This window comes from Microcoleus sp. FACHB-831 (genome assembly GCF_014695585.1).
In the GTDB taxonomy this organism is placed as follows: Bacteria; Cyanobacteriota; Cyanobacteriia; order Cyanobacteriales; family FACHB-T130; genus FACHB-831.
This window is the reverse complement of sequence record NZ_JACJON010000079.1, coordinates 13,664-38,241: the sequence shown is the minus strand read 5'-3', so window position 1 is coordinate 38,241 and position 24,578 is coordinate 13,664. Positions and strand designations below refer to the sequence as shown.

Genomic DNA, 24,578 nt, shown 5'->3' with positions numbered 1-24,578 from the left:
TTAGATTTTAGATTTCAAAACTAATCCAAAATCTAAAATCCAAAACAACCTTAATTTTGGAGATTAATTTTTATGCGTCTGAATTTGATAGAGCGGGCGGGTGAGTGGAATCCGCAGATGTTTCGGGAGTTCAAAGGGCAACTCAAACGCCGCAACATTTTAATTACAGGTTTTGGCTCCTTTGCTTGCCAATTCATTTTGGTCGGATTGTGTAGTGAATCCTTCATTGGAGCTAGCGACAACCTGGAATGGGAGATTCGCTGGCAGGGTTTGTGGCAAATTCTAAACTGGATGCTGCCCGCATTACTGTTAGTCGGCGGCGTCTACATGATAATTAACGATTTAGCTAAAGAAGAGCGTCGAGGTACGCTTAATTTTGTCAGATTGAGTCCGCAATCTAGCCAAAGCATTTTGTGCGGGAAAGCGCTAGGAGTGCCGATATTGCTATATTTAGCGATCGCTTTAGCGCTGCCTTTGCATTGCATTTCTGGATTAGTTGCTGGTATTCATTTGGTAGCGATCGCGGCTTTATATACACTTTGGGGTGCAGCTTGTTGTCTGTTCTACAGTGCTGCCATCCTAATAACATTACTAGGCGCAGCTCAAGGTAACAATCAAGCTTTAGCTCCAGCAGGCAGTAGTTTAGCTTTAATGTTGGGATTGCCTTACATCAGCTTTCTTAGCTTTATCTTCGATAGTCCCGACTGGAAGTATGTAGTGGTCGGCTTGCATTGGTTCTTCTTGCCTATAGGCTTTTTACCGCCGCTTGGTTATGGATGGCTCGTGTGTACTTTTAGCGCTGCGACTTACTGGGTTTGGCAAGCCATAAATCGTCGTTTCCGCAACCCCAACTCTACGCTTATTAGCAAGAAACAAAGTTATCTGTTAGTCGCTTCTTTTCAACTTTGGCTGGTAGGGTTTGTGCTGCCAGGATTAAGCTCAGGTGAACTAGATCCTCGAATAAGTATAGGTTTTGCCTTCCTGTTCGCTATAAATCCTGTAATGTTCTTAGTTTTAATCTCTGCTTTGTCTCCAGGGCGTCAGGCATTGCAAGATTGGACACGGTACAGAAAAGTAGAAAGTAAAAATGCAAAACAAAAAAGAAATCTTTCTGCTGTTTTGGGTTCTTCCCTCGTACAAGATTTAATCTGGGCGGAAAAGAGTCCGGCAGTAGTAGCGATCGCTATTAACCTACTCATCTGCGCTGTCATCTGGATACCTTGGATTTTACTCTTGCCTCAACATGAGTGGAATGCCAGCTTCACCATTCCCAAGGCTATACTATCTTTGCTGCTGACAAGCAATATTATTTTGATTTTGTCAGCCATCTGCTCCCTGATGATGTTGATAAAAACTCAGAAGCAGAATCTCTATGCCTCTGTCGCATTAGCCGCGATCTTTTTACCCCCGCTTACATTACTGTCCCTATCTCTTACCCCTGAAAAAAGCCCTTTGCTATGGTTGTTTACAGCTGTTCCAGCAATCGGTTTGCAACACGCAAGCATGACAGCCGTTTTTCTAGGAATATTGAGCCACTGGGGAATTTTTGCCTTGTTAACCTTGCAACTAACGCGGCAAATGCGACGAATTGGTGCGTCTGATACCAAAGCACTGCTAGCAGGAAATAGGTAATAGCACTATTGTGGGCAATGCCTTCCCGATTACAAAATTTTTACAAAGGGAAAACATCGATGAGCGTACCATTCTTAAAGGGAATTGGTGACTGGAACACGCAACTATACCGCGAACTCAAAGGCAGACTCACGTGCCGCAACATTTTTTTTACAATTGTTGGTTCCTTGGCGTGTCAAGGCATAGTGTTCGAATGGTACATCCATAAGGGGAGCGATTCGAGCCAGCCCCAGGAATTGTGGTGGTTTCATATGTTTTGGCAAGATCTCAACTGGATATTGCCCACATTAATGATAGTCGGCGGCGTCTACATGATAATGAGCGATCTGGTTAAAGAAGAGCGTAGAGGGACGCTTAATTTGATCAAGCTTAGTCCTGAATCTAGCCAAAGTATTTTGATGGGAAAAATAGTGGGAGTGCCGATATTACTATATTTGGCGATAGCCCTAGCACTCCCAATAAACTGTTTTCATGGTCTAGAGATTGATGTTTCTTTTGGAATGATCGTAGCTTTATATATCCACTGGGGTGCAGCTTGTTTTCTGTTCTACAGTACTGCCGTCTTGATTGCATTAATAGGCGCATCTTACCGCGGCAGTCAAGCCTTACCCCTGTTAGGCAGCGTTTTAGCATTCACGTTGGCGTCGCCTTACACCAACTTTCTTGAAGCTACTAAATATCGGTGGTATAGTTCGGCAAACTGGCATTGGTTATTCTTGCCTATAGGCTCTCAGCCGCTGCTTTTGTATCTATGGACGCTAGGCACAATAGGCGTTGCAAATTACTGGATTTGGCAAGGCATAAAGCGTCGGTTTCGTAACCCGAATGCCACGCTTTTGAGCAAAAAACAAAGTTATTGGGTAGGCGCTATTTTGCAAATTTGGCTGCTAGGGTTTGTAGTTCCAGATAACGAACAATTTGGGTTTTCTACCTTGGCGTTTAGCGTAAATTCTATATTTTTCTTAATTCTGATTGCTTTGTTGTCTCCAGGGCGTCAGGCATTGAAAGATTGGGCACGCTACAAAAACATAAAAAGTAGGCAGGAATGGATATGGGGTGAAAAGAGTCCAGCAATGGTAGCGATCGCAATCAATCTGGCAATCGCCTTACTTCCCCAAATTCCCGGGATTTTATTGTCGGGTGCTGAATTAGATGATAAAACTACAGCAATTTTAAGCTTGCTCTGCTTTGCGAGTTTAATAATCATCTACGCCGCGATCGCTCAATTAATTCTCTTAACGAAAGCAAAAAATCCGATGTTCTGGGCAGTGGGTGCAGTAGGATTGGCGATCGCTCTACCCCCGATAGTTGCCACCGTGTTGTCGGTTTCACCAGAACAACAATTTGTATTGTGGCTGTTTACACTATCTCCAGCGATCGGCACAGACTTCACGCCTACGACAATTTTTGTCGCACTCCTGAGTCAGTGGAGCATACTGGTGTTATTGAGCTTCAAATTAAATCAACAATTGCGGCTGGCTGGCGAGTCTACCACTAAAGCATTGCTAAACGGTCGGCAGTCTTTGCCCAGGGAAGCTTGAGTTAGAAATAGGGAATGGGAGAGTTTTGAGTTTTGTTAGCGTAGCCAAGTAGCACCTTTTGAATTAATAACTTATAACTCTATGCCCCATGCCCGATGCCCCATCCCCAACCCCCTTTGTAATTAAGGAAAAATCTCATGACTATAGCCCCGCTAGACAAGTTGGGAGACTGGAATCCCCAACTGTTGAGAGAACTGAAAGGGCGACTTAGGCCGCGCAACTTACTAATTGCGTTGCCTATCTCCTTGCTAGGGCAGTTGCTACTGCTGATGAGCTTCGCATCTCAGTTGCCTTCTGATGATGCTACTGCGTCTAGCGTCTACAGCAAATATTGTCTAACCCGCTCTAGCCAGTACGGCGAGTGCGTCCGAGATGCTTTGGGCCATTTTCCCGTTAACTGGCAGCAGTGGTGGTTAGATGTATTTGTCTGGCTGAGTATCTTTGGCTTTATAGCGTTGTTGGTAGTCGGCACGCATCTGCTGATTAGCGACTTGTCGCGGGAAGAACAACGCGGCACGCTCAACTTTATTCGTCTCAGCCCCCAGTCTACAACCAGCGTTTTGAGCGGCAAACTACTAGGCGTGCCGATTCTACTTTATCTGGTTGCTGCCCTAGCTCTGCCTTTGCATTTATGGGCTGCCTTTCAGGCTGAAATTCCTGCGAATATGATTTTGGGCTTCTACGGTGTTGTAGCGGCCAGTTGCGCCTGCTTCTACAGCATCGCCCTGATCTACGGCTTGGTCAGTGCTGGAATAGGCGGATTTCAAGCTTGGTTGGGCAGCGGTGCGATGCTGTTATTGCTGTACATCTTGACAGCCTTGACGATGGGCGGAGGATCGGCACTCAGCAATACTTCAGGAGACTGGCTGCATCTGTTCTCTCCCTTGGCTTTGCTGCCATACCTGATGAATGCCAGCATTCCAGTAACAGAAACTTACTCGGCATTTTCTCAGCTATCAAAGTTGACATGGTTTAACCTGCCAATAGGTGCTAGTTTTTGGAGCATGGCTAGCTTTAGTGCGCTCAACTGCGGCTTGTGGGCATACTTAGCGTGGCAAGCGCTGAAGCGTTGTTTCCACAACCCCAGCGCTACCTTACTCAGCAAGCGGCAAAGTTATTCCCTAACGGCTTGTTTTGAAGTGTTGATTCTTGGATTTGCCCTACAAACCAGAACAGGGCACGATCGGGTAAACGAGTTATTCAATAACTTCACTTACATACTGGTTTTAAACCTGTTTTTGTTTGCCTTTTTAATGGCGGCTTTGTCGCCTCACCGCCAAGCGCTACAAGATTGGGCACGCTATCGGCGCGAGAGGAAGTCTTCCCGGCTGGTTAGTAGGTTGCAAAATTTAGTATGGGGTGAAAAAAGTCCGGCTCTCGTGGCAGTGGGATTGAATCTAGCGATCGCTGTCTCAATGTTAGTGCCCTGGATATCGACTTGGCCTGGTCAACGCGGCATCCAAGCGCTTGTAGCGTTGTTGCTGAGTGTAAATTTATTCTTAATTTACGCCAGCATCGCCCAGCTCATGCTATTTATGCAGACGCAAAAACGGGCGCTATGGGCTGCTACTACAGTAACCGCATTGATTGTCTTGCCACCAATAATCTTTGGCTTGCTGTCGCTGTCGCCTGAGAAAGTGGCTGCTGTATGGCTTTTTTCTGCCTTCCCTTGGGCTGCTGTAAAAGAAGCCACCTCGACAACAGTTATTATGACCGTCATGAGTCAGTGGCTGATGCTCGCCTTGTTGAACATCCAGACAACGCGACAACTGCGGCTTGCTGGTGAGTCTGCTACCAAAGCCTTAATGGAACACTCAGCACGTTCCGGTCAGCGCTCAGTATAGTGAGTATGGAGAAATTATGAATTATGAATTATGAAACTTTTCATAATTCATAATTTTCTTCCTGCCGAAGCTAAAAAATCAAAATTATGGAACTAAATTGGATAGACCGAGTGGGCGACTGGAATCCGCAACTATTGCGAGAAATCAAAGGACGCCTCAATTTCCGTAACATAGCGATCGCAGGTGGTATGTCCCTTCTGGGTCAAATGTTACTGTTGTTTATTTTCTGGAACCAACTGCCCGGTGAGAGTAGTTCCGTGACAACCTACAATAGATTCTGTACGGGCAACGGCCAACAATGCCTCATAGATGTGGCTGGAAATTTTGAAATTAACTGGCAGCTCTGGTCGTTAGATCTATTCTTATCGCTCGGCCTTGTTAGCATCTTCGCCTTGTTAGTAGGTGGGACGTATATGCTAATCGGCGACCTAGCGAATGAAGAACGTCGCGGTACGCTCAACTTCCTTCGCCTCAGCCCCCAGTCCACAGTAAGCATCTTGACTGGGAAACTGCTGGGAGTGCCAATTGTGCTGTATGCAGTAGTGCTTTTGGCTGTTCCTCTAAACTTATGGGCTGGCCTGACTGCCCAAATTCCCCTTGGTCTGATTTTAAGCTTCTACGTCGTCCAAATTGCCAGTTGTGCGTTTTTCTACAGCGCCTCACTGCTGTTTGGTTTGGTTAGCGCCGTTTTAAGTGGGTTTCAAGCTTTCTTGGGGAGTAGCTTGGTATTAATTTACCTGGGCATCAGTTGCTCGAAACTGATGCCTTACTACTCCGGCGTAGTCACCCATACTGCTGTAGATTGGTTGACTCTGTTTAGTCCCTCTTTTATACGTCCCTATGTAGTTTTTCCAGTTTCGTCAACGTTAGAAGCGGCAAAGAATTATTTTCCTTATGCCAATTTAGAAATGTTGCGATGGTTTAACCTACCTGTAGGTGCCAGTGCTATAGGTGCTGTGAGTTTGCTGCTAGTGAATTATACAGTTTGCACCTACTGGGTTTGGCAGGCTCTAAAGCGACGCTTTCCCAATCCCACTTCTACACTGTTGAGCAAAGGGCAAAGTTATGCTCTAGTGGCTTGCTTTGAGGTGGTGTTTCTCGGATTCGCCCAGCCAATAGTGCTTAGTGATGGTTATACAGACGGGTGGTTCAAGAATTTTATCTGGCTGCTGGCCTTTAACCAAGGTTTGTTTTTAACATTAATGGCAGCTTTGTCGCCTCACCGCCAAGCTTTGCAAGATTGGGCACGGTACAGAAAAGTAAAAAATACCAAGACAAAAGGTATTTTTGGGTTTTTAAACTTGCCTTCCTCGTGGAAAGATTTGATTTGGGGTGAAAAAAGCCCTTCAGTTGTAGCAATTGGGTTGAATCTGGCGATCGCATCTACAATGTTGCTGCCTTGGATTCTGATTTGGCCTACCCAAGATAATAAGATGTCCGCCATTTTGGCGTGGCTCTTGAGCGTAAACTCACTCTTGATTTACGCCAGCATCGCCCAGCTAATGCTGTTTATGAAGACGCCAAAACGCGCTGTGTGGGCGATCGCTACGGTTGCTGGATTGATGTTCTTGCCACCGATAATCTGCGGTATGCTATCTATCTCAACTGACACGATGCCTGCTTTGTGGTTGTTATCTGCTCTCCCTTGGGGAGCTGTAGAACACGCAGGAGCGACAACCATTATTATGACGGTATTAGGTCAGTGGCTCGGTTTCGCGTTGTTGAATATTCAGACAACTCGACAGCTGCGACTCGCTGGCGAGTCTGAATCGAAAGCAATATTAGCTGGCCGTCGTTCTTTGCCTGCCAGCTAAAAAGACGAAAGTTTTGAGTTTTGAATTAATCACTCAAAACTCAAAACTTTTAGCAATTAGTAGCCATTTACTTTTTGAGCGCCTTTTTCACCAGGTCTGGAATTTGGGAAGGGCGCTCTGCTACTGGGATTTTTGCTTGCTCGAAGGCGGCAATTTTGCGGCTTGCCGTACCTGAGTAAGTCACTGGCCCTGATAACTGCGAAACAATTATCGCACCAGCATCGCCCAAAACTTTGTCTACTGGTGTATGTCGTCCGGCGATATAGACAACTACAGGTTTATCCACAGCTTTGGCAATGTATTCCGCTGCTGCTTCTTCGCCCCCCCCGCCTGTCTGCCCAACCCAAACGATCGCCTTGGTATGTTTATCTTCAGCTAAAAATTGCAGCCATTGCACAAAAGAAGCACCTACAATCGCGTCATTGCCCAAGCTGACTCCAATGGACTGCCCCAACCCAGCTTTAGTTAACGCTAGGGCTACTTCCCCAGTAAGGGGTTTCCCACTACGGCTAATAATTCCGATGTGGCCTGGGGTGTAAAATTCACTTTCGTGAGTGCCAAGCAAAAGTTTTCCAGGGATAATAATCCCAGCACTACCTGGCCCCAGGACGATGGTTTTAGTGGCCTCTGCCTTCCTGAGCAGGCAAACCATATCCAGGGGGGGAATACCAATTGTAGTCAGGATAATCTGCTTAATGCCAGCGGCAATTGCTTCTAGTGCTGCATCCAATGCTGAGTAAGGCTGCACGAAGATAATTGTACTGTCAACTGCTCCTACAGCAGGCAGTGCCTGTTCTACGAGATCGAAAACGGGGATGCCATGCACAAATTGTCCGCTGTGTCCGGCACTGATACCAGCGACGATATTTGTACCATAGGCTTTCATTTGGGCAGCGTATAGTGAACCCAGCGGTTCTGTGATGCCCTGTATGATTACTTTACTTTCTGGCGTTAATAGCAATTTTTTAATTCGGTTGCCACACTTATCCTAACTGTATGGTATCTGGTGAAGGGGCTATGGGGCACATAGCTGTTAAATATTGGCGCAGGGAATTGAATCATAAGTTTTTTGTCGATCTAGCCAGAGAAACGGTTTGAGCGATCGCCAAATCTAGATTATCCTCCCAGTGTACGGGCATTGCAGCAAGTTGTTCTCTTTCGCTAGCTTCGCCGTAAGAGTCTTTTACTGACTCTGCTTGGGAATTTCCCCCAACTATCCGCACAACAAATTGCGGTATATTACTGGGAAACGCTAGCCGGCGATCGCGTCTGGGTGGCCGTTTTTTCTGGTCTTCTATGTGGCGCCCATCGTCGCCGTTGAGCGTTCTACCCGCTTTTCGTTGTAGATAAGCTGCAATTACTCCTGTCACTTTCTCACAGAATGTAGCGCCCCCCAGAATATTCACCAACACAACTTTGACGCCTTTAGCTTCACTTACCTGCTCTAGCGATAGTTCCAGCTGTTCTATTCCTGGGTGGGGTGTCGCATCCCACTCCGCATTCGTACCCAAAATCAGACAATTTGCTGGCTTTGCTCCAGCCTCATAAAGCAAATCCAGAGTCGCCATCATCAAACCAGTTCCGTTGCAGAGAATCCCAATATTGCCTTCTCTATTCAGCCAATTTAGCTTGCAGTCGTTGGACGCACTCGCCGCTTGGCTCCAACTTAAAGATTTTTGATCCTGCTGAGTATCTTTTTTTGCGCCCACTAAAGCTAAGTCTGGATGGCGTCCCAAGGCGGCGTCGTTGGCGGTAATTTTACCATCCAGGGCCATTACTTCGCCTGTGGGGCTGATACCCAGAGGGTTGATTTCCACCAGCTCCAAATCTTTCTGGACAAACAGGTGGTACATTTTTTCTATAATTTCACTGACTGATGCGATCAGCTCTCCCTTGACCCCCATTTTGAGTGCTAGACGACGCGCATAGAAGGGGGAAAATTCTTGATCGACCACGACTTGTTGGAGGTGTTCCATCACCGCTTCTACGTTGATGCCTCCTTGTGGCGAACCTAGCAGGACTGGGCGACGTTGTGCGTAATCTAGCACTACGGCTAGATAAAATTCGCGATCTGCATTGTATTTTGCTTCAGCCAGCAGCACTTGGGGATATTCGCCCAATATGGCTAAGTTAAAGATTGTCCTTGCTGCGGCGATCGCATCTATCGTATTCTCGGCAAACCTCACACCACCCGCTCTTCCCCTTCCACCTGCACGCACCTGGGATTTAATCACGACAGGATAGGGAATTTGCAAGCCCTTCAAGTCTCTGGCATTGTCAATTCGTTGTGATGGCAAGACAGGTATGCCAACTTCTCGAAATAATTCTTTTGCTTGATATTCAAGTAAATCCATAGAGTTATTATTTATTGCTTGTTAGTTGGTAGCTAGGTTTGTGGAAATAAATTTTAAATTTTACTATGGGGATTGGGAATCTAACCTGCGTTCCCCCCTAGCAAAAATTTTATTTAATTCCCCCTACCTGCTTACTTTTTAGTTGTTGTTTGGTAGTCTAACAACTAACAACTAACAATCTCAATCTATTTCCGGCTACTTTTCCATTCTTGTGCGACTAGATTGATGCCGTAGAAACGCTGCCAGAAAATATCTACCAATCTTGTGGGCAACAATTTAGTCATTAAAAACAGCAGCAATTTCCCATTGCTAGCGGCGACGTAGCGGGGTCGGGGATGACGGGCATTGAGCGATCGCACTATCACATCCGCCACTCTTTCTGATGTCCACGCTCTACTACTCGTTAGTTTCTCCAGCCCTTTTAACTTCTCAAACGCTGCCCGATATGGTGTATCGTGCGGAGCTGCTACCGCTTTCTCAACCCCATCAGCTGCAACCTCGAAAAAGTTTGTGCTTACTGGCCCCGGTTCAATCACGCTGACTTTAATATTGAATGGTTCCAGTTCCATTCTTAAGGTGTCGCTGATTCCCTCTAAGGCAAATTTAGAAGAGCTATACAGACCCCCAAAGGGAAATGGTATTCTTCCTCCTATAGAGCTAATATTAATAATTCTTCCGCCACCCTGCTCCCGCATCCCTGGAATTAAAGCCTGAGTCAACGTTAACGGCCCGATTAAGTTTACCTGAAACTGCCGCTGTACGGCGTCAGGAGGAATTAACTCTACTGGCCCCATCTGTCCGTACCCAGCATTGTTGACTAGGGTATCGACGCGACCGAAATGCTTTAGAGCCGCACTCGCCAAAGCTTTGACCTGTTCAACTTGAGAAATATCAGTAGGCAATACCAAAACATCTGCACCTGCTTTGCGGCAGATGTTAGCTACCTGTTCTAGTTTTTCCTGACTTCGAGCTGCCAACACTAACTGAATTCCGAAATACTGGGCGGCTAGACGTTGCGCTAGGGCAGCACCAATTCCCGTCGAGGCTCCCGTAATCAGGATAACTTGTTCGGATAGAGGTGGAGCGTAGGTCATAAATAGGTGTTAATTTTTATTTCCGGTGTTATTCGGCAATGGTTGTTTAAAATAACACTCACCTTTACACTTCTTATTATTAACGCGAAATTAGGCGTTTTTCCTCTGCCGCAGAGTAGAAAGTTGCCTAGCATCTTTTGATTGGACTTAACCAGACACCAGTAGAATATCTCTAATTAACACAGTTGCAGCAAAATTGAAAGCATAGAAAAATAGCAACAATAATATAAAACTCCGGCGCAGGCGGGTTGGCCAGAAACATACATGGGTAATTACAGCTAACTTGAACGGCACGCACCCGCCTCTACAACTAAAAACTCTCAACAGTAAACTGGGGTGGACGGATGAAAACAGCGACAAGACTTGATGATTTACAGGTTTTAGGGTCTTACTTGCAGGATCGCCTGCACGCGGAACTACCTAATAATGCCAGGTTCCAGATAAAATGTGCGCTCAAGGATGGGGCTTTGATGGTTATGGCTCAACATCCTGCGGCAGTGAGGCCAGATACACAACAAACTTTTGGAGTTTTGGAACAAGCGATTCTCGCCGAAGACCCAGAATTAAACTTGCCAATACAACTGTATCTGAGAGTAGACGGTGAAAAACGCCCCTATTCTTTTCACAAGTTTGTTGTAGATGCTAGGGATAAAGAGGCTAGCGACAACCAGCAGCAAACTGTGAAAGAGAGTTTGCACAATCCATTTAACTGGGGTCAGACATCTGAAACACACAGCAGTTCTGCTGATGTTGAAAATGAGGAAGAGACAGAAGACGAACAAGATGAAGTTGCGACCGAGGCAGACTCATGGAATGAGCCAATTGCTGAGTCAGCAATGTATCCAGATGAGGAACAAGAAGAGGTATCGGCAACGGCTAAAAATCAGCCAAGGCGACCAGACCTAGCTTCGGCGGTCGTTTTCGGTGGTATCAGTATGTTTGTTTTCTTGGGCAGTTTTTATGCTTTGACTCGTCCTTGTGTTATTGGTTCGTGCAAAGAAATTTCAGATGCTCAACAGTTGAAGCAAGAGTCAACGCAAACTCTAACGTTTCCCGCATCTGGACAAGCAATTTTGCAAGCGCAAGAGCAATTAAGGGAAGCGATCGCGGGACTGGAAACTATTCCCTTTTGGTCTATTCGTCACAGAGAAGCCCAAGACCTTTTGAAAATTTATCGCGTGCAGGAAGAAAAGCTTGTTGACGTGGTAGCGGCTCTACAGAAAGCTTCTAAGGCGGCGGATAAAAGTCAAAATCCCCCTCATTCAGTATCAGAATGGACAGAAATTCAAAAGCTGTGGCGAGAGGCGATCGCAACTTTGGAACAAATTCCCACAAATAGCAGCCTCAGACCTTTGGCAAATCAGAAACTAACTGCGTATAGGGCTAACTTAGCAGTTATTAATAAGCGGTTAGCTGCCGAAAAACAGTCGAGCCAACAATTAGAAGCTGGTAAGCAAGCGTCTAGAGTGGCAGAAGCTCGGATGGGCGTCGCTCAGTCGTTGGAAAACTGGCAACTGGTTGACGCTTCATGGCAGACAGCGCTAAATCGGCTCGATAAGATTCCGCCCGCAACAAGTGCTTATGAGGAAGCGCAATTGCTGATGCGGGTCAATAAGGGTAAACTTTCCGTCGTGCGCGATCGCAAAGTTCAAGAGCAATTCTCTGCCAATACCTACAAGCAAGGCTTGCTTCTAGCGCAAAACGCTAAAAATTCCGGAGCTATCAATCAGTGGTCGCAGTCAGTGTACAACTGGCGCAATGCAATTCAGACGCTCAAGCAGGTTCCTAACGGTACTTTTTACTACAGCAAAGCTCAACAACAAATTTCAATTTACACGCAAGCTCTCAACCAAGCGCAAGTAAAACTACAGTTAGCTAGTATCGTTCAAAAAGCTAATAGCGATTTGAAACAAACCTGCGATGGAAAGCCTCCTATTTGCAACTACACGATATCAAATAATACGATCAAGGTACGTCTGACACCTACCTATGCCCAGAAGGTACGCAATGCGGCGATCGCAGCTAAGATGAAGGGCGACTATAACGCCCAAGTTGGGATTGTGCGTCACGTCTTAACGCTAGGAGAAGCTTTGGAAGCGATTAGCGATAATGTCCGAATTCCTCTTGAGGTTTATGGGCCAGACGGAGCCGCAATTCAGAAGCACGCTCCATAATACCGATCTTTCCCTACTCCGCATCGGGATCGAAGCAGAGCGAGCGCAACCTTTGAGCCAACTGTTGCGATCGCGCCTCTGCTCTTTCGGCTCGTTCCCGTTGCTGCTCTTTCTCCAATCGTTCTCTTTCGGCTCGTTCGGAAAGGAAATTTCAGACATAACAATGAAGTTATTTTTAATTTTTCCTTTTCACTTTTAATCTTTCCAAACTCGGCGTCTGAACGTCTCAAGATTTCAATCAAAACTTCTTTAGTTGCAAGTTTTGATTGAAAAACTGCCTCTGGAGTCCTTGGGTAACTAACAGAGTGGCGCTCAGGCTGGTAAAGGCAACCATAATCATAATTACTATCTGGTAAGCCGCTGCTTGAAGTGGATCGGTACCGCTCAAGAGTTGTCCGGTGATAATCTCAGGTAAGGTGACAATACCCACCACCATCATGGTGTTGAGAGTGGGAATAAGTGCTGCGCGGATGGCTTCCTTTCGGTATTGCGCGATCGCACTTTTCGGAGTAGCACCCAAGCTCAAATGTGTTTCTATTTCCAACTGGCTAGCTGCAATCGTGCTGGCGAGTCTCTCTCCGCAAAGTGCGGCGGCGTTCATAGCATTCCCCAGTACGCTCCCCGCCAATGGAATGAGGTACTGCGGATCGTACCAAGTTGTTGTAGGCTGAATCACTAAGAAAATGGTATAGCTCAGCGTGAGAGCGGCACTAATGAAAATTGAACCCCAGACTATGGGAAACAATTGGGGAATCTTCTTGCTAATGCGATTGCGAGCAACAATAGCATCGGCTGTCAAAAGCAGTATCAATATTCCCAAAACTATCCAAGGATTATTTGAGGCGAAGACAACGGCTAAGATGCAACCCACGCCTAACAACTGAACAACTGTTCGCACTGCTGCGATCGCTAGTTGTCCCTCTAATCCCAGCTTTTGCCAGCTAGATAAACCAATGGCGATCGCCATCATTCCCAAGGCACAGGCTAGGTCTGTAAAGTCGAGTTTGATTAAAAAATCCATTGCTCGCGTTTTCTTTTCATTAATAATTGGTAATTGGTAATTAAGAATTAGTCGGATGTTGAGCGCCTAAAAAAGGTTTACTTTGCAATAAACAATTAAACTGGCTCATAACTCATAAAGCATCATTACATATGCCGGATTCTCCATTACCAATTGCCCATTACCAATTACCCATTACCAATTGCCTATTTTCCTTCTTGCTATTTTCTGAAACAATTTTGAGACAGCGCCATTCTCAGTACACCAGGTAAGCGGATACTCGGATTCCCTTTATGGGCAAAATTTGGTTGTATGTAATAAAAATTTGTGGTGTAAACGAGTGAATAACGTTCCTCCTCTTGACTTGGCGCGGCAGTACAAACTTATAGGTGAAGACGTAAGTGCGGCTGTACTCGGCGTGTTAGCCTCTGGTCGTTACATCGGTGGTTCCCACGTTGAAACCTTTGAGCAACAGTTTGGTGCTTACGTTGGCGTTTCAAACTGTGTGGGGTGTAACTCTGGCACTGATGCCCTTTACCTCGCCCTGAGAGCCTTAGAAATTGGGTCTGGGGATGAAGTAATTACAACGCCTTTTACTTTTATTGCCACTGCTGAGGTAATTACTGCCGTTGGTGCGACGCCAGTGTTTGTGGATATAGACGCCCAAACGTTTAACTTGGACATCAACAAGCTAGAAGCGGCTATTACCAACAAAACTAAAGCTATTTTGCCCGTTCACCTGTTTGGGCAGCCTGTGGATATGAGCGCAGTTATGGGTATAGCGCAGTCGCATGGTCTAGCAGTAATAGAAGACTGCGCCCAAGCTACAGGCGCTCAATGGGGGAGCAGCCGCGTAGGTAGCATTGGGCATATCGGCTGCTTTAGTTTCTTTCCCACTAAGAATTTGGGTGCTTGTGGGGATGGAGGAGCTATAACCACTAACGATCCGGCGATCGCGGCTAAGGTGCGGATGCTCCGAGAGCATGGTATGAAGGCTCGCTACTATCACGAAGAAACGGGCATCAACAGCCGCCTAGATGCCGTGCAAGCCGCTATTCTGCAAATCAAGCTGCGACATCTCGATACCTGGAATGCCCAGCGTAGCAGTGTTGCAAAGCGCTATCAAGAATTACTCGGACTGGTGCCAGGAATTGTGACACCTCAAGAAACCGTTGGCGGTCGTTCTGTATGGAATCAGTACACAATTCGCATACCGACTAATTACGTTCCTACCCAAGAGCCAGGTAAGGAGGGGGATGGGAAACAATCTACCTCATTGCCCGTAACCTATCGCGACCAAGTGCGTAGCAAGTTGCAGCAGTTGGGGGTGAGTTCAATGGTTTACTATCCCCTCCCGTTACACCTTCAACCTGTCTACAAGCATTTGGGATACCAACCAGGTAGTCTACCAGTGTCTGAGCAAGCCTGCTACGAGGTTTTAGCCCTACCGATGTTCCCGGAAATTTCAGTTGTAGAGCAGGAGCAGGTGGTATACGGTTTGAAGGATTGTTTGTAAGGCAAAAGGTAAAAGGCAAAAGAAACAAAAAAATATTTACTTTTGCCTTTCATCTTTTCAACTTAGGCGTGGATGCGATCGCGGCTTACAGTCGCCAAAGCTTCTACTAAGCTGCGGACAGCTGCAACCATTGCAATTTCGCTATTGAGCTGATTGATGGCTGAACCGACGCCAACGCCAGCAGCACCAGCAGCTAGAGCCAGCGGTGCTGTTACGCTGGATATGCCAGAAGCACACAAGACGGGCACCGATACGGCATGAGAAATTTCATAAGCGGCGGCTAAAGTAGGCGCGGCTTTTTCAATTAGTCCTAGCGTCCCCGCATGAGTTGGGTTGCTGCTGGTTCCACCTTCAGTTTGGATGATGTCTGCTCCAGCTTTAACAAGTTCCTCAGCTAGCTGCACCTGTTGGTCTAGCTCTAGAATGTGGGGTACTGTGACAGATAGGGTGATGTTGGGGAGGAGCGATCGCGTCTCTAGTGTTAGCGCCAATACTTCAGCAGCCTCAAACCGCCGCCCTTGGGCATAAAAACTATCAAAGTTGCCAATTTCAATCAAATCTGCACCTGCTTCGACAGCAGCAACAAAGCGCTGCGGCTCTACGGCTGAAACGCATATAGGCAAAGTTGTCAAGTTACGAACTAGACGCACTAAGGCAGGGTCAGCAGCTATATCAACAAAGGTCGCACCACCTAGCTGGGCTGCCTTTACTGTAGCGGCGACGCTCTGGGGGTCGAAGTTATTTAAGCCGCTGATAATTTTCAGGGCACGTCCCTGGTCAAGGGCTTTTTGTAGTATGTTAGGCATGGTCATAGTTCTTTTGTTGCTCAAAATTTTCTCAGGATTATTTTGACATCATAATCGCCAAGATTCCCCAATATGCATCAAGTATGATGTGTATCTCCACTGGGTACTTAACACAAAGAGTCTTGCCGTCAATTATCCAAAATTGCACCTTTCCAAGCTGCTACCCTTGCCTCTAGAATTTTGAATCCTTTATAAGGGTGAAGTTTTGGTGCTGTTGATTTTGGTAAAAATAGGGTATTAAGGTAATATGGTTGCCTAAACTAGAAGTATATCGGAGATAAAGCACGCCTCGCGCCATTGGTGAATCATGAATTTCCAGCCAACAAACCTGTCTCCTTTTCACTCTGATGTACTACAGCAGACGACACTGGGGAAGCTGTGCGGCCAAGATCGGCTATTCCGCGATCGCTATGAAGTCCTGCGGATGCTAGGCCGAGGCGGCTTTGGCGTCACATTCTTAGCCAGGGATGTGTATTTGCCCAGCCAGCCGTTATGCGTAATTAAGCAGCTGTGCCCCAAGGTTAGCGATCCTATAACTTTGCAAAGCGCCCAAACGCGATTCGAGCGCGAGGCGAAAACACTCAGCAAGTTAGGCAGCCATTCTCAAATTCCCATGCTGCTGGATTACTTTGTCATGGAAGGGGAATTCTACCTAGTTCAAGAGTACATACGGGGTGCAACCCTAGCTAGGCTGGTCAGACGCTCTGGCCCCATCTCAGAAGGGGCACTCAACCACTTCTTGCGGGAAATGCTGCCACTATTGCAGTACATCCACCAAAATCAAGTTATTCATCGCGATATTAAGCCCCAAAACATCATCCGTTGCGAGGACGATGGCAGGCTGGTGCTAATTGACTTCGGCGCGGTTAAAGAGGAAATCTCGCAAATTGGCGAGAGTAAAACTAAGGCGCCAACAACTCAATTCATTGGTACGGTTGGGTTTGCGCCCCCAGAACAATTTTCGCTGCGACCTGTGTATGCGACTGATATCTATGCGCTAGGGGTGACTTGTGTTTACTTGTTGACAGGTAAAGCACCACTAGACTTTGATAACGATCGGCGAACGGGCGAGCTTTGTTGGCGGAGTGCTATTAAGGTGAGCGACTCATTGGGGCAAGTTCTCGACAAAATGCTCAAGATTTCTCTACACGAGCGCTATCAATCGGCAGTAGCAGTTCTGCGGGCGCTCAATAAGGATTTGGCTGTGGATAATCTATCGCATTGCATGACTGTTCGGCGCCGCCCAGAGGATGAGTTAGACAACAGGAAAACGACAACGATACTGAACTATCGCTCTCCGGTTGTAAGAAATGCGATCGCTATGCGCGAGCGAAAATCCCGCATTCAAGCCAAAAATATGCAAACCCAGAACCAGAAAATGAATAGCTTGGCCAGCACTTCTGGTAATTAACTAATAAAGCAACTAGCAATCATAGCGGTTCTAGCGTTAGAGCGATCGCACAACCTAACTCCCTAGCCGACGCACAGGGCCATCGGTAAGGAGGAAAGGCTGTTACTTACTGCATCCAATAAACTCGCTCAGCGATGAGGCAATAACTGTAACGGTGGTGTAGCTGGTCGATTTGCTCGTGGGGGCGGTGTTGATGGATTTGAGCGCAACTCCTGGTAGAAGCCGAGAACTTTCTGGGCATAGGTTGCCGTTGGAGTTTCTTGATAGCTGGCACCGTCGCCACTCATCCACCAAGCAGCAGCGCGTTGCACAGCTACAGACTCGTTATTCCCACTGTCTCTATATTGATCCCGCAGGACATCCCGCATAACACACACAAGGATTCCCCTTGCTGTAACTGGGCTAGAGGCAAATTGTGTAGGTGTAATTTCACGTTGAATGCATTGTTTAGACCACCTGGGTATGTTGTCTGGTTGAACTTGCCACTCGCCGTACAGCTCATTGTTGGGAGTATCCATCTCTGGCACAGCACGTCGTAGCGCTTCCACCAAGGCCACTACCTGGGCGTCAGATACTTTTACTGTAGAAACAGCCGCAGTCCGAGTTGGTGGTTGATTTGCCGCAACTGGCGGTTTTGGTGTTGCCACAGGTGAGGCAATAGGAGTTGGTGGTTTTGGTTTTGGCTGAGTTACCGCAACTGGCGGTTTTGGCGTTGCCACAGGTGAAGCAATAGGAGTTGGTGGTTTTGGCGTTGGCTGAGTTACTACTCTAGGAGTTGGTGGTTTTGGCGTGGGTTGAGTTACTACAGCCGAGGCTGAGGGTTGTGGAGTTGGCTCAGTTACAATATCCGGCACTGAGGGTTGTGGAGTTGGCTCAGTTACAACAATTGGGGCTGATGGCTGTGGCGTCGGCTCAGTTACAATATCGGGCATTGATGGCTGTGGCGTCGGCTCAGTTACAACAATTGGTGCTAAAGGTTGTGGCGTTGGTTGAGTTGCCACAGTAGGAGTGGAGGGCTGTGTTGTTGCCGTTGGCGTTGGAAGGTCTGGTATCACCTCAGTTACCACAACCGGAGGGTTGGGTATTGGGAGTCGCTCGATCGTGGCTTTGGGCGGACGAGAGGCAGTCTGCTTTGGGGGACTCTGCCTGACAGGTTTGGCCTGGGAAGAGGTAGAGAGTGTTGCGGATGCCTTGGGGCGCAACTGCTGGTACAGTGCTAAAACTTTTTTAGTATAAGGGGCGGTTTGAGTATTGTTGTAGCGACTGCCGTCACCCGTCATCCACCAAGCAGCAGCGCGTTGCACGGCGATCGCTTCGTTGTTGCCAGAGCGTGCATACTGATCGCGCAGGACATCGCGCATAACGCACACTAAGATTGTTCGTGCTGTCCCCGAGTTGGCCGCAAATTCAGTTGGTGTTAGCGATCGCCCCGTACATTGTTTAGACCAACGGGGGATATTGGAAGGTATAATTTGCCACTCGCTGTAAGCTCCGCTGTTTTGCGTACCTGTCTTTGGGGCTGCTTGCCGCAGCGCTTCCACCAGCGCCCCTACTTGGGGGTCTGAAACGGCTGCTTGTGCTGGCCGCGCCTGCGTTTGCGCGTTGGTAGCCTTCGCATCTGCACAAACGCTACCAACACACGATCCGATGCTAAAAATTAGTCCCCACAATAGTAATCGCATGATTTGCCCTTTTTGGAAGTCAGAACCGCATCTTTGATGATAGGTTCCCATTGCGCCATGTTGGAAGTAGAAGAGCGATCGCCTCTTTTATATACTTACCTGATGACTGAATTCAAGCCTTACAAGCCCCACCCGGAAGCAACGGGGCGTTAGATAAAAGCGATGCCATTGCCCGACCAAAACACCCGCAGCCTCAATTCTTGGGCTATACGACTTGTAGAGACGCGAGTCATCGGGTCTGCCTTCGCAGGCTTAAGTAGATGGACATAATTAAACGTTAAATGCCGAATTGCGGCTAGCAGACATAAAAAGGCAAAACCTTCTGCCTTTTACTTAGATACTTGAGGGCTAAGAATCATCAACTGGTCGCCGTTGCTACTTTCTTGAATCATTAAAACTGGTGGGCGCTGGTTGCTATCAGCTTTTGGAGGTAGCGCCAGGAACAGATAAAATTGACCGTTGTGCTTCACGAGTAAGCGCCAAACAACGGGCTTGGCTGGATTTGCGGTATCGTTGGTTTCTCTTCCCCGCAAACTATCTAATAAACCTGCATCGCCAATAATCCGGAATTCAGGTAAGGATGGTTTGGCGAGCAGATCGTCAGGTTTGCGGCCTAATCCTACTTTGCCTATAGGAGTTACAAAAGTAACAACAGGTCGGTTGGAAGTATCATTAACGGCATCCCGCCAAGCATCTGCTTCACCTTGCCATCGAGCTAGCCAAAACAGAGCAATTAAGACCCAAATTACTATTATTGTCTCATCTAGAATAGAGTTTTTAAAACTGATGGGAATAAATTTTTGTTTCTGAATTACTCGTAAAGTTAATAGAATCAGGCTAACAGCGATCGCAGTAACAAAAACTGTTTTGCAAAATGCCCAGAAACTACCCACGAATACCTGGATAGGAACGAAAAGAAATGATTCTAAGGGTAAATCAAGGGTTGTCACTTCTAGCTGAAAGAAGCTGAAGTAAGACCAGCGATATATCCAGCCTGTAAAGTAGAGCGCAGCACCCAGCAAAGTTAATATACTGGCAAACTTGGCTAAAATGCTGGGTTCGTTTGTGGGTTGGGGAGTCTGGGACACAAGCAGTCTCCAAATTGGCCTGAGCTACAGTTAAAGTGTAAGGCACTACAAGTTGCTGTTGCAGATATGAAAGTATTTTTCAAGGTGTTGGTTGTTGCTCTGTTTGCTGCAATTATTGGGTTAGCGGGGTGCGATCGCCAACGGTTAAGCGATCGCAACAAATCGGCTGAGGCGATTAATGTACAAAAAGATGCACCGATTCCCGTATTATTGCCAACTGTGGCGGAAGTGGTGCTGAAGAAGGGTGAGCCTAAGTCTGGTAGATTGACAGCGATAGATGGGAAACAGTTAAAGATTGAGGGAAGCGGTAGAACTGCAACAGTTGCGATCGCAGATGTTGAAAAAGTGACTTTTAAAGGCGACATCCAGTATTCCAGTAATGTAAAGATGCCGATCCGGGGTGAGGATAAGTCATCTACAAGCGATCGCGAAACTTGGTCGGAAATTCCGCTGAGTGATTTTACACTGCAAGATCCTAAAACTGGTGCAGCTAAAGTGAAACTAACTGCATCTGGGGTTGTTACAGACAAAATTTTAGGAATTCAAACGGCGACACATCTCGTGTTCGTGGTAGATAAAATGTCGTTTAATTCTACTTCCGGGAAAATGACGATCGAGGTACTAAAGTTCGAGCGGCAAGGTAACTAAATTGAGTAAGAGAATATGCAAACCCAAACACAACAACGCTATTACACTCCAGAAGAATATTTGGAACTAGAGGAAGCTGCTGAATACAAAAATGAGTACAGAGATGGAGAGATAGTTCCAATGACAGGTGCATCAATCAATCACAATCGGATAGTGCGAAATTTTGCCAGGATTTTAGATGTTGCGCTTCAAGGCCACCCTTATGAGGTTTTTCTCAATGATTTACGCTTGTGGATACCGCGTTATCGCCTCTACTTCTATCCAGATGTGATGGTAATTGAGGGAGAGCCAGTGTTTGATGGTACGCGCACAGATACAATTACCAATCCAAGGGCGATCGCCAGTGTTTTATCAAAATCAACTAAGAACTACGATAGGGCGGAGAAGTTTGAATATTATCGGTCACTTCCTGAATTTAGGGAATATATCCTGATTGACCAATATAAATTTCATATAGAACACTTTGCCAAAACTGCCGATGGGAAATGGCTGTTAACTGATTATGAATCGAGTGATGCAGTGTTAGCGCTAGCTTCGCTAGAGTTGGAAATTCCCTTGAGTGAAATTTACGAACGAGTTAATTTTGATATAAGTGAAGAATGAGATAATTAGACGGGGCAGCATATCAGTTTTGCAAGCAACAAACCGTAGGTTGGGTAGAGCGATAGCAGACCCCAACAGAACACACCAGAGGGTTGGGTTTCGTGCCTCAACCCAACCTACAAAATACAAAGGTGACAGGCTCACATCAGACGGAGAATGCTATGAGTAAATCTTAGAACGCCTGCATCACCTAATCTAATAGTGCATCGCTTTCTGAAGAATTTTAAAACATTTGCGCGATATCATTCAACATTATGAAACGACTCCTCAGCAGTATTTTGGCGGTAGGCATTAATTTGGCTCCTCTGAGTGTGACGCTGATAGCTCAACCTAGCTGGGGACAAACTCAAGATTCTTACAAGGAAAGACTTTATACACTTATCATCCAAGCAGGTCAACAGCAGGAGCAAGGGCAACACCTAAAAGCGGTAAAAACATGGCAGCAGCTTCTAGAACTTGCCCGAACAAGGCAAGCCAAGGATCTTGAATATTACGCATTTCTATGGATTGGTCACAACTATGCCAATGATGGTCAACCCGAACAAGCACTAAAATACTACGATCAAGCTCTCACTGTTGCTAGAGGATTTGTTGAACGAGGTGAAGAAGCTGATGTTTTAAATAGTATTGGTGGCGTTTACAGCACGATTGGACAGCCGCAACGAGCGCTTGAATTTTTCAACCAAGCTTTGCCAAACTCTATAAAAGTTGGCGATAAACTTGGGGAAGCTGCCACATTGAATAATATAGGTGTTGTTTACCTAAAGACGGGGCAACCCCAACTGGCATTAGAGTTTTTCAAGCAAAGTTTGCCTATTCTCAAAGATATGAAAGATCGCGATAAGGAAGCTGGAGCGCTGAATAATATCGGCGAAGTCTACCGCTCCATCGGACAATTTCAACAATCGTTGGACTACTACAACAAAGCTTTGACAATTCGCAGGGAAGTAAAAGATCGGAGGGGGGAAGCCAGCACGCTGAATAGTATTGGTGGGTTCTACAATGACATCCGGAAACTAGACCGAGCGATTGAGTTTTACGTACAAGCTGTGTCGATATACAGGCAATTGCGAGATCGTTCTGGGGAAGCTACAGTCCTAAATAATATCGCTTTAATCTCCAGGGATATTGGGCAAACCCAACAAGCTTTAGAACTATACAGCCAAGCCTTGCAGCTAGTCAGAGACATTAGGCAGCGGAGGGAAGAAGCTACGACGCTGAATAATATTGCAGGCGTCTACGATGACATCGGGCAACCGCAACGGGCATTAGAATTATATAACCAAGCGCTAGTTATCTGCAAAGAAGTCAGCAATCGCTCTGGGGAGGCTGCAACCTTAAATAATATTGGTATCGTCTACAAGAATATTGGGCAACCACAGCGGGCATTGAAAGTTTATAACCTAGCTTTGTCGATCGTCAGGGAATTGCAAAATCGCTCTGGGGAAGTTAACACTCTAAGTAATATTGCCGCACTTTACGAACATATAAACCAACCGAATGAAGCTATCACCCAGTATGAAAAATCTCTCGACATTAGCTTAGAAATGCGGGGTAGTTTACAGCGGGAAAACAGAAAAAGTTTTTACCTGGATTACGCAGGAACAGCGATCGCCCTCACCTCTCTCCTCATCGACCAAAATCAACCCGCTAAAGCCTATGAATGGATTAACCGCGTAACTACTGCCGAACTTGTTGACTACACTCGCCTAGTTAACGCTAAAATTGCCAACCCAGAAGCACAGAAAGCAATTGACGAGTGGAACCAAAAAAATCAGCAACTTCAATTTTTATATAACCAATTACAAGATAATTTTTCCAACGAGCGTTCCCGACAAATGCGGGAAGTAGAGGCTGAAGTTTTTAAGCAAGCTGAAGATATATCCCGCCAATTTCCTGAAGTAGCCGAATTATTTGAAACCAAACCCACAGATATTGCCCAGCTACAATCCTCTATCCCACCAGGAACCGTAATTGTTCACCCCGTATTGCTGACAGGCGTGAACAATCTACCGAATAATATTGCTATTTTTGTATTGACTAAAGATAAAGTAACCGTTACTAAAAAAACGATTAATTATACAGAATTTGATAAACTGGTCAAAGATTACGGCGACCAATTACAAGACCGCAAAAATACAGACTACCCCGTAACCAGTACGAAACTTTACGACATCCTACTTCGTCCCGTTGAAGACAAAATTCAGGCACAATCGCCTACTCAACTGAGCATAATTACATCTGGGAAACTGCGCTATATCCCCTTTGAAACCCTACGCGATTCCCAAACTGGCAAATACCTGATCGAGAAATATCCTGTCAACTATCTCACGCGCCTTTCTAATCGTTCCTGGCAATCTGTAAAAACGTTGAATGCAGCATCTCTAGAAGGTATTGCTGCGATCGCTATTTTAACTATCCTCACTTTCTGGGTTTGGCGCAAGTTTGGTATCATCGCTAGTGGCTTATTGGTTATCGTCTTAGGTAGTGCCGCATTTTTGATTATTCTTGGGCGTACTCCTCGCGTTTTAGCACTAGGAAATCCTGTCCCAGTTAAACCGTTTGCTCTGAATGCAGCAGAGGCAGAAGTTAACAGTATTACCAATATTTTTACAGCTTTGCCGGGTGAAGTCTACATCGGCGATCGCGCCACTCTCGACACCTTCAAAACCCAAGCACCCCGCTTTGCTTTCCTGCACTTAGCGACTCACGGCTGTTTCCAACCAGAAGGCTGCTGTCTGCGGGAATCTAAAGATTGCCAAGAATCTGGCAAGTTAGATATGCAGTCGAATACTATTCTATTTGCCAATAATCAACAATTTAATATTGCTGATGCTGCTTTGTTGGGATTAAAAAACACTGAACTTTTGACCCTCAGTGCTTGTCAAACTGCCCAGGAAGCTAACTCTAATGGTGAAGAAATTGCCGGAGTTGCCTATATCTTTGAACGCGCTGGTGCTAAAGCGGTTATTGCCAGTCTTTGGAGTGGCGAAGACAATGCGATGAAAGATGTTATGGTTGCGTTCTATCAAAACCTGAAAAAAGGCATGGACAAAGGTGAGGCATTGCGTGGGGCAAAACTCAGCCAAATTAACAGCCATCCTTATTTTTGGTCGCCTTTGATACTAATTGGCGATGCGCGGTAAATGCATTTGCTGGGCGATCGCTGCTATGTTAATCTCTACAGCAGTGCGATCGCTTTTTATGAAATTTCCTGATAATGAATTTTATCAAAATTCGCCCTAAGTTTTAGGGTTGCGATCGCTAACCCTCAATAACCGTTCGTGCTAATGACAATTTCTATATTTTTCGCTATATTTGCCACAATCATCCCAGGAAATACAGCGGTACGCAGGCACATTAGTAAAAAT

Annotated in this window: 17 protein-coding genes; 10 read left to right on the top strand and 7 right to left on the bottom strand. The window is 46.3% G+C overall.

Annotated features, from left to right (window positions below):
- The first annotated feature begins 72 nt into the window (after window positions 1-72).
- From H6F77_RS25485 to H6F77_RS25470, 4 genes are all read left to right on the top strand, one after another.
- On the top strand, window positions 73-1,632 hold the full coding sequence (locus H6F77_RS25485; protein ID WP_190491730.1) for a hypothetical protein: 1,560 nt from the start codon (window positions 73-75) through the stop codon (window positions 1,630-1,632).
- Window positions 1,633-1,691: 59 nt separating this feature from the next.
- Window positions 1,692-3,173: a hypothetical protein gene (locus H6F77_RS25480; protein ID WP_190491729.1), complete on the top strand. Its 1,482-nt coding sequence runs from the start codon at window positions 1,692-1,694 to the stop codon at window positions 3,171-3,173.
- Window positions 3,174-3,310: 137 nt separating this feature from the next.
- Entirely contained in the window at window positions 3,311-5,017 is a 1,707-nt protein-coding gene (locus H6F77_RS25475; RefSeq protein ID WP_190491728.1) for an ABC transporter permease, read from the top strand.
- 86 nt (window positions 5,018-5,103) lie between these two features.
- Complete coding sequence (locus H6F77_RS25470) at window positions 5,104-6,831, top strand: ABC transporter permease (RefSeq protein ID WP_190491727.1); 1,728 nt, start codon at window positions 5,104-5,106, stop codon at window positions 6,829-6,831.
- A gap of 67 nt (window positions 6,832-6,898) precedes the next feature.
- Here H6F77_RS25470 and H6F77_RS25465 read toward each other — a convergent pair whose 3' ends face one another.
- The 3 genes from H6F77_RS25465 to H6F77_RS25455 form a co-directional block, all read right to left on the bottom strand.
- Window positions 6,899-7,792, bottom strand: a complete 894-nt coding sequence (locus tag H6F77_RS25465) for a succinate--CoA ligase subunit alpha (protein WP_190491726.1) — start codon at window positions 7,790-7,792, stop codon at window positions 6,899-6,901.
- A gap of 97 nt (window positions 7,793-7,889) precedes the next feature.
- Window positions 7,890-9,185 (bottom strand): ATP-grasp domain-containing protein, encoded by a 1,296-nt coding sequence (locus H6F77_RS25460; protein ID WP_190491725.1) that lies wholly within the window; start codon window positions 9,183-9,185, stop codon window positions 7,890-7,892.
- 185 nt (window positions 9,186-9,370) lie between these two features.
- Entirely contained in the window at window positions 9,371-10,279 is a 909-nt protein-coding gene (locus H6F77_RS25455) for an SDR family oxidoreductase (protein WP_190491724.1), read from the bottom strand.
- Between the two features lie 344 nt (window positions 10,280-10,623).
- Here H6F77_RS25455 and H6F77_RS25450 point away from each other — a divergent pair, with 344 nt between their 5' ends.
- Entirely contained in the window at window positions 10,624-12,453 is a 1,830-nt protein-coding gene (locus tag H6F77_RS25450) for a hypothetical protein (protein WP_190491723.1), read from the top strand.
- A 238-nt stretch (window positions 12,454-12,691) separates the two neighbouring features.
- Here H6F77_RS25450 and H6F77_RS25445 read toward each other — a convergent pair whose 3' ends face one another.
- Entirely contained in the window at window positions 12,692-13,474 is a 783-nt protein-coding gene (locus H6F77_RS25445) for an ABC transporter permease (RefSeq protein ID WP_190491722.1), read from the bottom strand.
- Between the two features lie 319 nt (window positions 13,475-13,793).
- Between H6F77_RS25445 and H6F77_RS25440 the strand changes: the two genes are divergently transcribed.
- On the top strand, window positions 13,794-14,969 hold the full coding sequence (locus H6F77_RS25440; RefSeq protein WP_190491721.1) for a DegT/DnrJ/EryC1/StrS family aminotransferase: 1,176 nt from the start codon (window positions 13,794-13,796) through the stop codon (window positions 14,967-14,969).
- A 62-nt stretch (window positions 14,970-15,031) separates the two neighbouring features.
- On the opposite strand, the gene H6F77_RS25435 is transcribed toward H6F77_RS25440, so the two are convergent.
- A complete protein-coding gene (locus H6F77_RS25435; protein WP_190491720.1) occupies window positions 15,032-15,781 on the bottom strand; it encodes a DUF561 domain-containing protein in 750 nt (249 codons plus the stop codon).
- Window positions 15,782-16,082: 301 nt separating this feature from the next.
- Between H6F77_RS25435 and H6F77_RS25430 the strand changes: the two genes are divergently transcribed.
- Window positions 16,083-17,186: a serine/threonine-protein kinase gene (locus H6F77_RS25430; RefSeq protein ID WP_190491719.1), complete on the top strand. Its 1,104-nt coding sequence runs from the start codon at window positions 16,083-16,085 to the stop codon at window positions 17,184-17,186.
- 128 nt (window positions 17,187-17,314) lie between these two features.
- On the opposite strand, the gene H6F77_RS25425 is transcribed toward H6F77_RS25430, so the two are convergent.
- Entirely contained in the window at window positions 17,315-18,919 is a 1,605-nt protein-coding gene (locus H6F77_RS25425; RefSeq protein WP_190491718.1) for a hypothetical protein, read from the bottom strand.
- Between the two features lie 278 nt (window positions 18,920-19,197).
- The gene (locus H6F77_RS28125) at window positions 19,198-19,956 is read right to left on the bottom strand and encodes a hypothetical protein (RefSeq protein ID WP_190491717.1); all 759 of its coding nucleotides are present in this window, start codon (window positions 19,954-19,956) and stop codon (window positions 19,198-19,200) included.
- A gap of 66 nt (window positions 19,957-20,022) precedes the next feature.
- Here H6F77_RS28125 and H6F77_RS25415 point away from each other — a divergent pair, with 66 nt between their 5' ends.
- The 3 genes from H6F77_RS25415 (at window position 20,023) to H6F77_RS25405 (ending at window position 24,353) form a co-directional block, all read left to right on the top strand.
- On the top strand, window positions 20,023-20,604 hold the full coding sequence (locus tag H6F77_RS25415) for a hypothetical protein (RefSeq protein WP_190491716.1): 582 nt from the start codon (window positions 20,023-20,025) through the stop codon (window positions 20,602-20,604).
- 15 nt (window positions 20,605-20,619) lie between these two features.
- Window positions 20,620-21,207 carry a Uma2 family endonuclease gene (locus H6F77_RS25410; protein WP_190491715.1) on the top strand — a complete coding sequence of 196 codons (588 nt, stop codon included), beginning with the start codon at window positions 20,620-20,622 and terminating at the stop codon, window positions 21,205-21,207.
- A 254-nt stretch (window positions 21,208-21,461) separates the two neighbouring features.
- Window positions 21,462-24,353, top strand: a complete 2,892-nt coding sequence (locus tag H6F77_RS25405; RefSeq protein ID WP_190491714.1) for a CHAT domain-containing protein — start codon at window positions 21,462-21,464, stop codon at window positions 24,351-24,353.
- The last annotated feature ends 225 nt before the right edge of the window (window positions 24,354-24,578 follow it).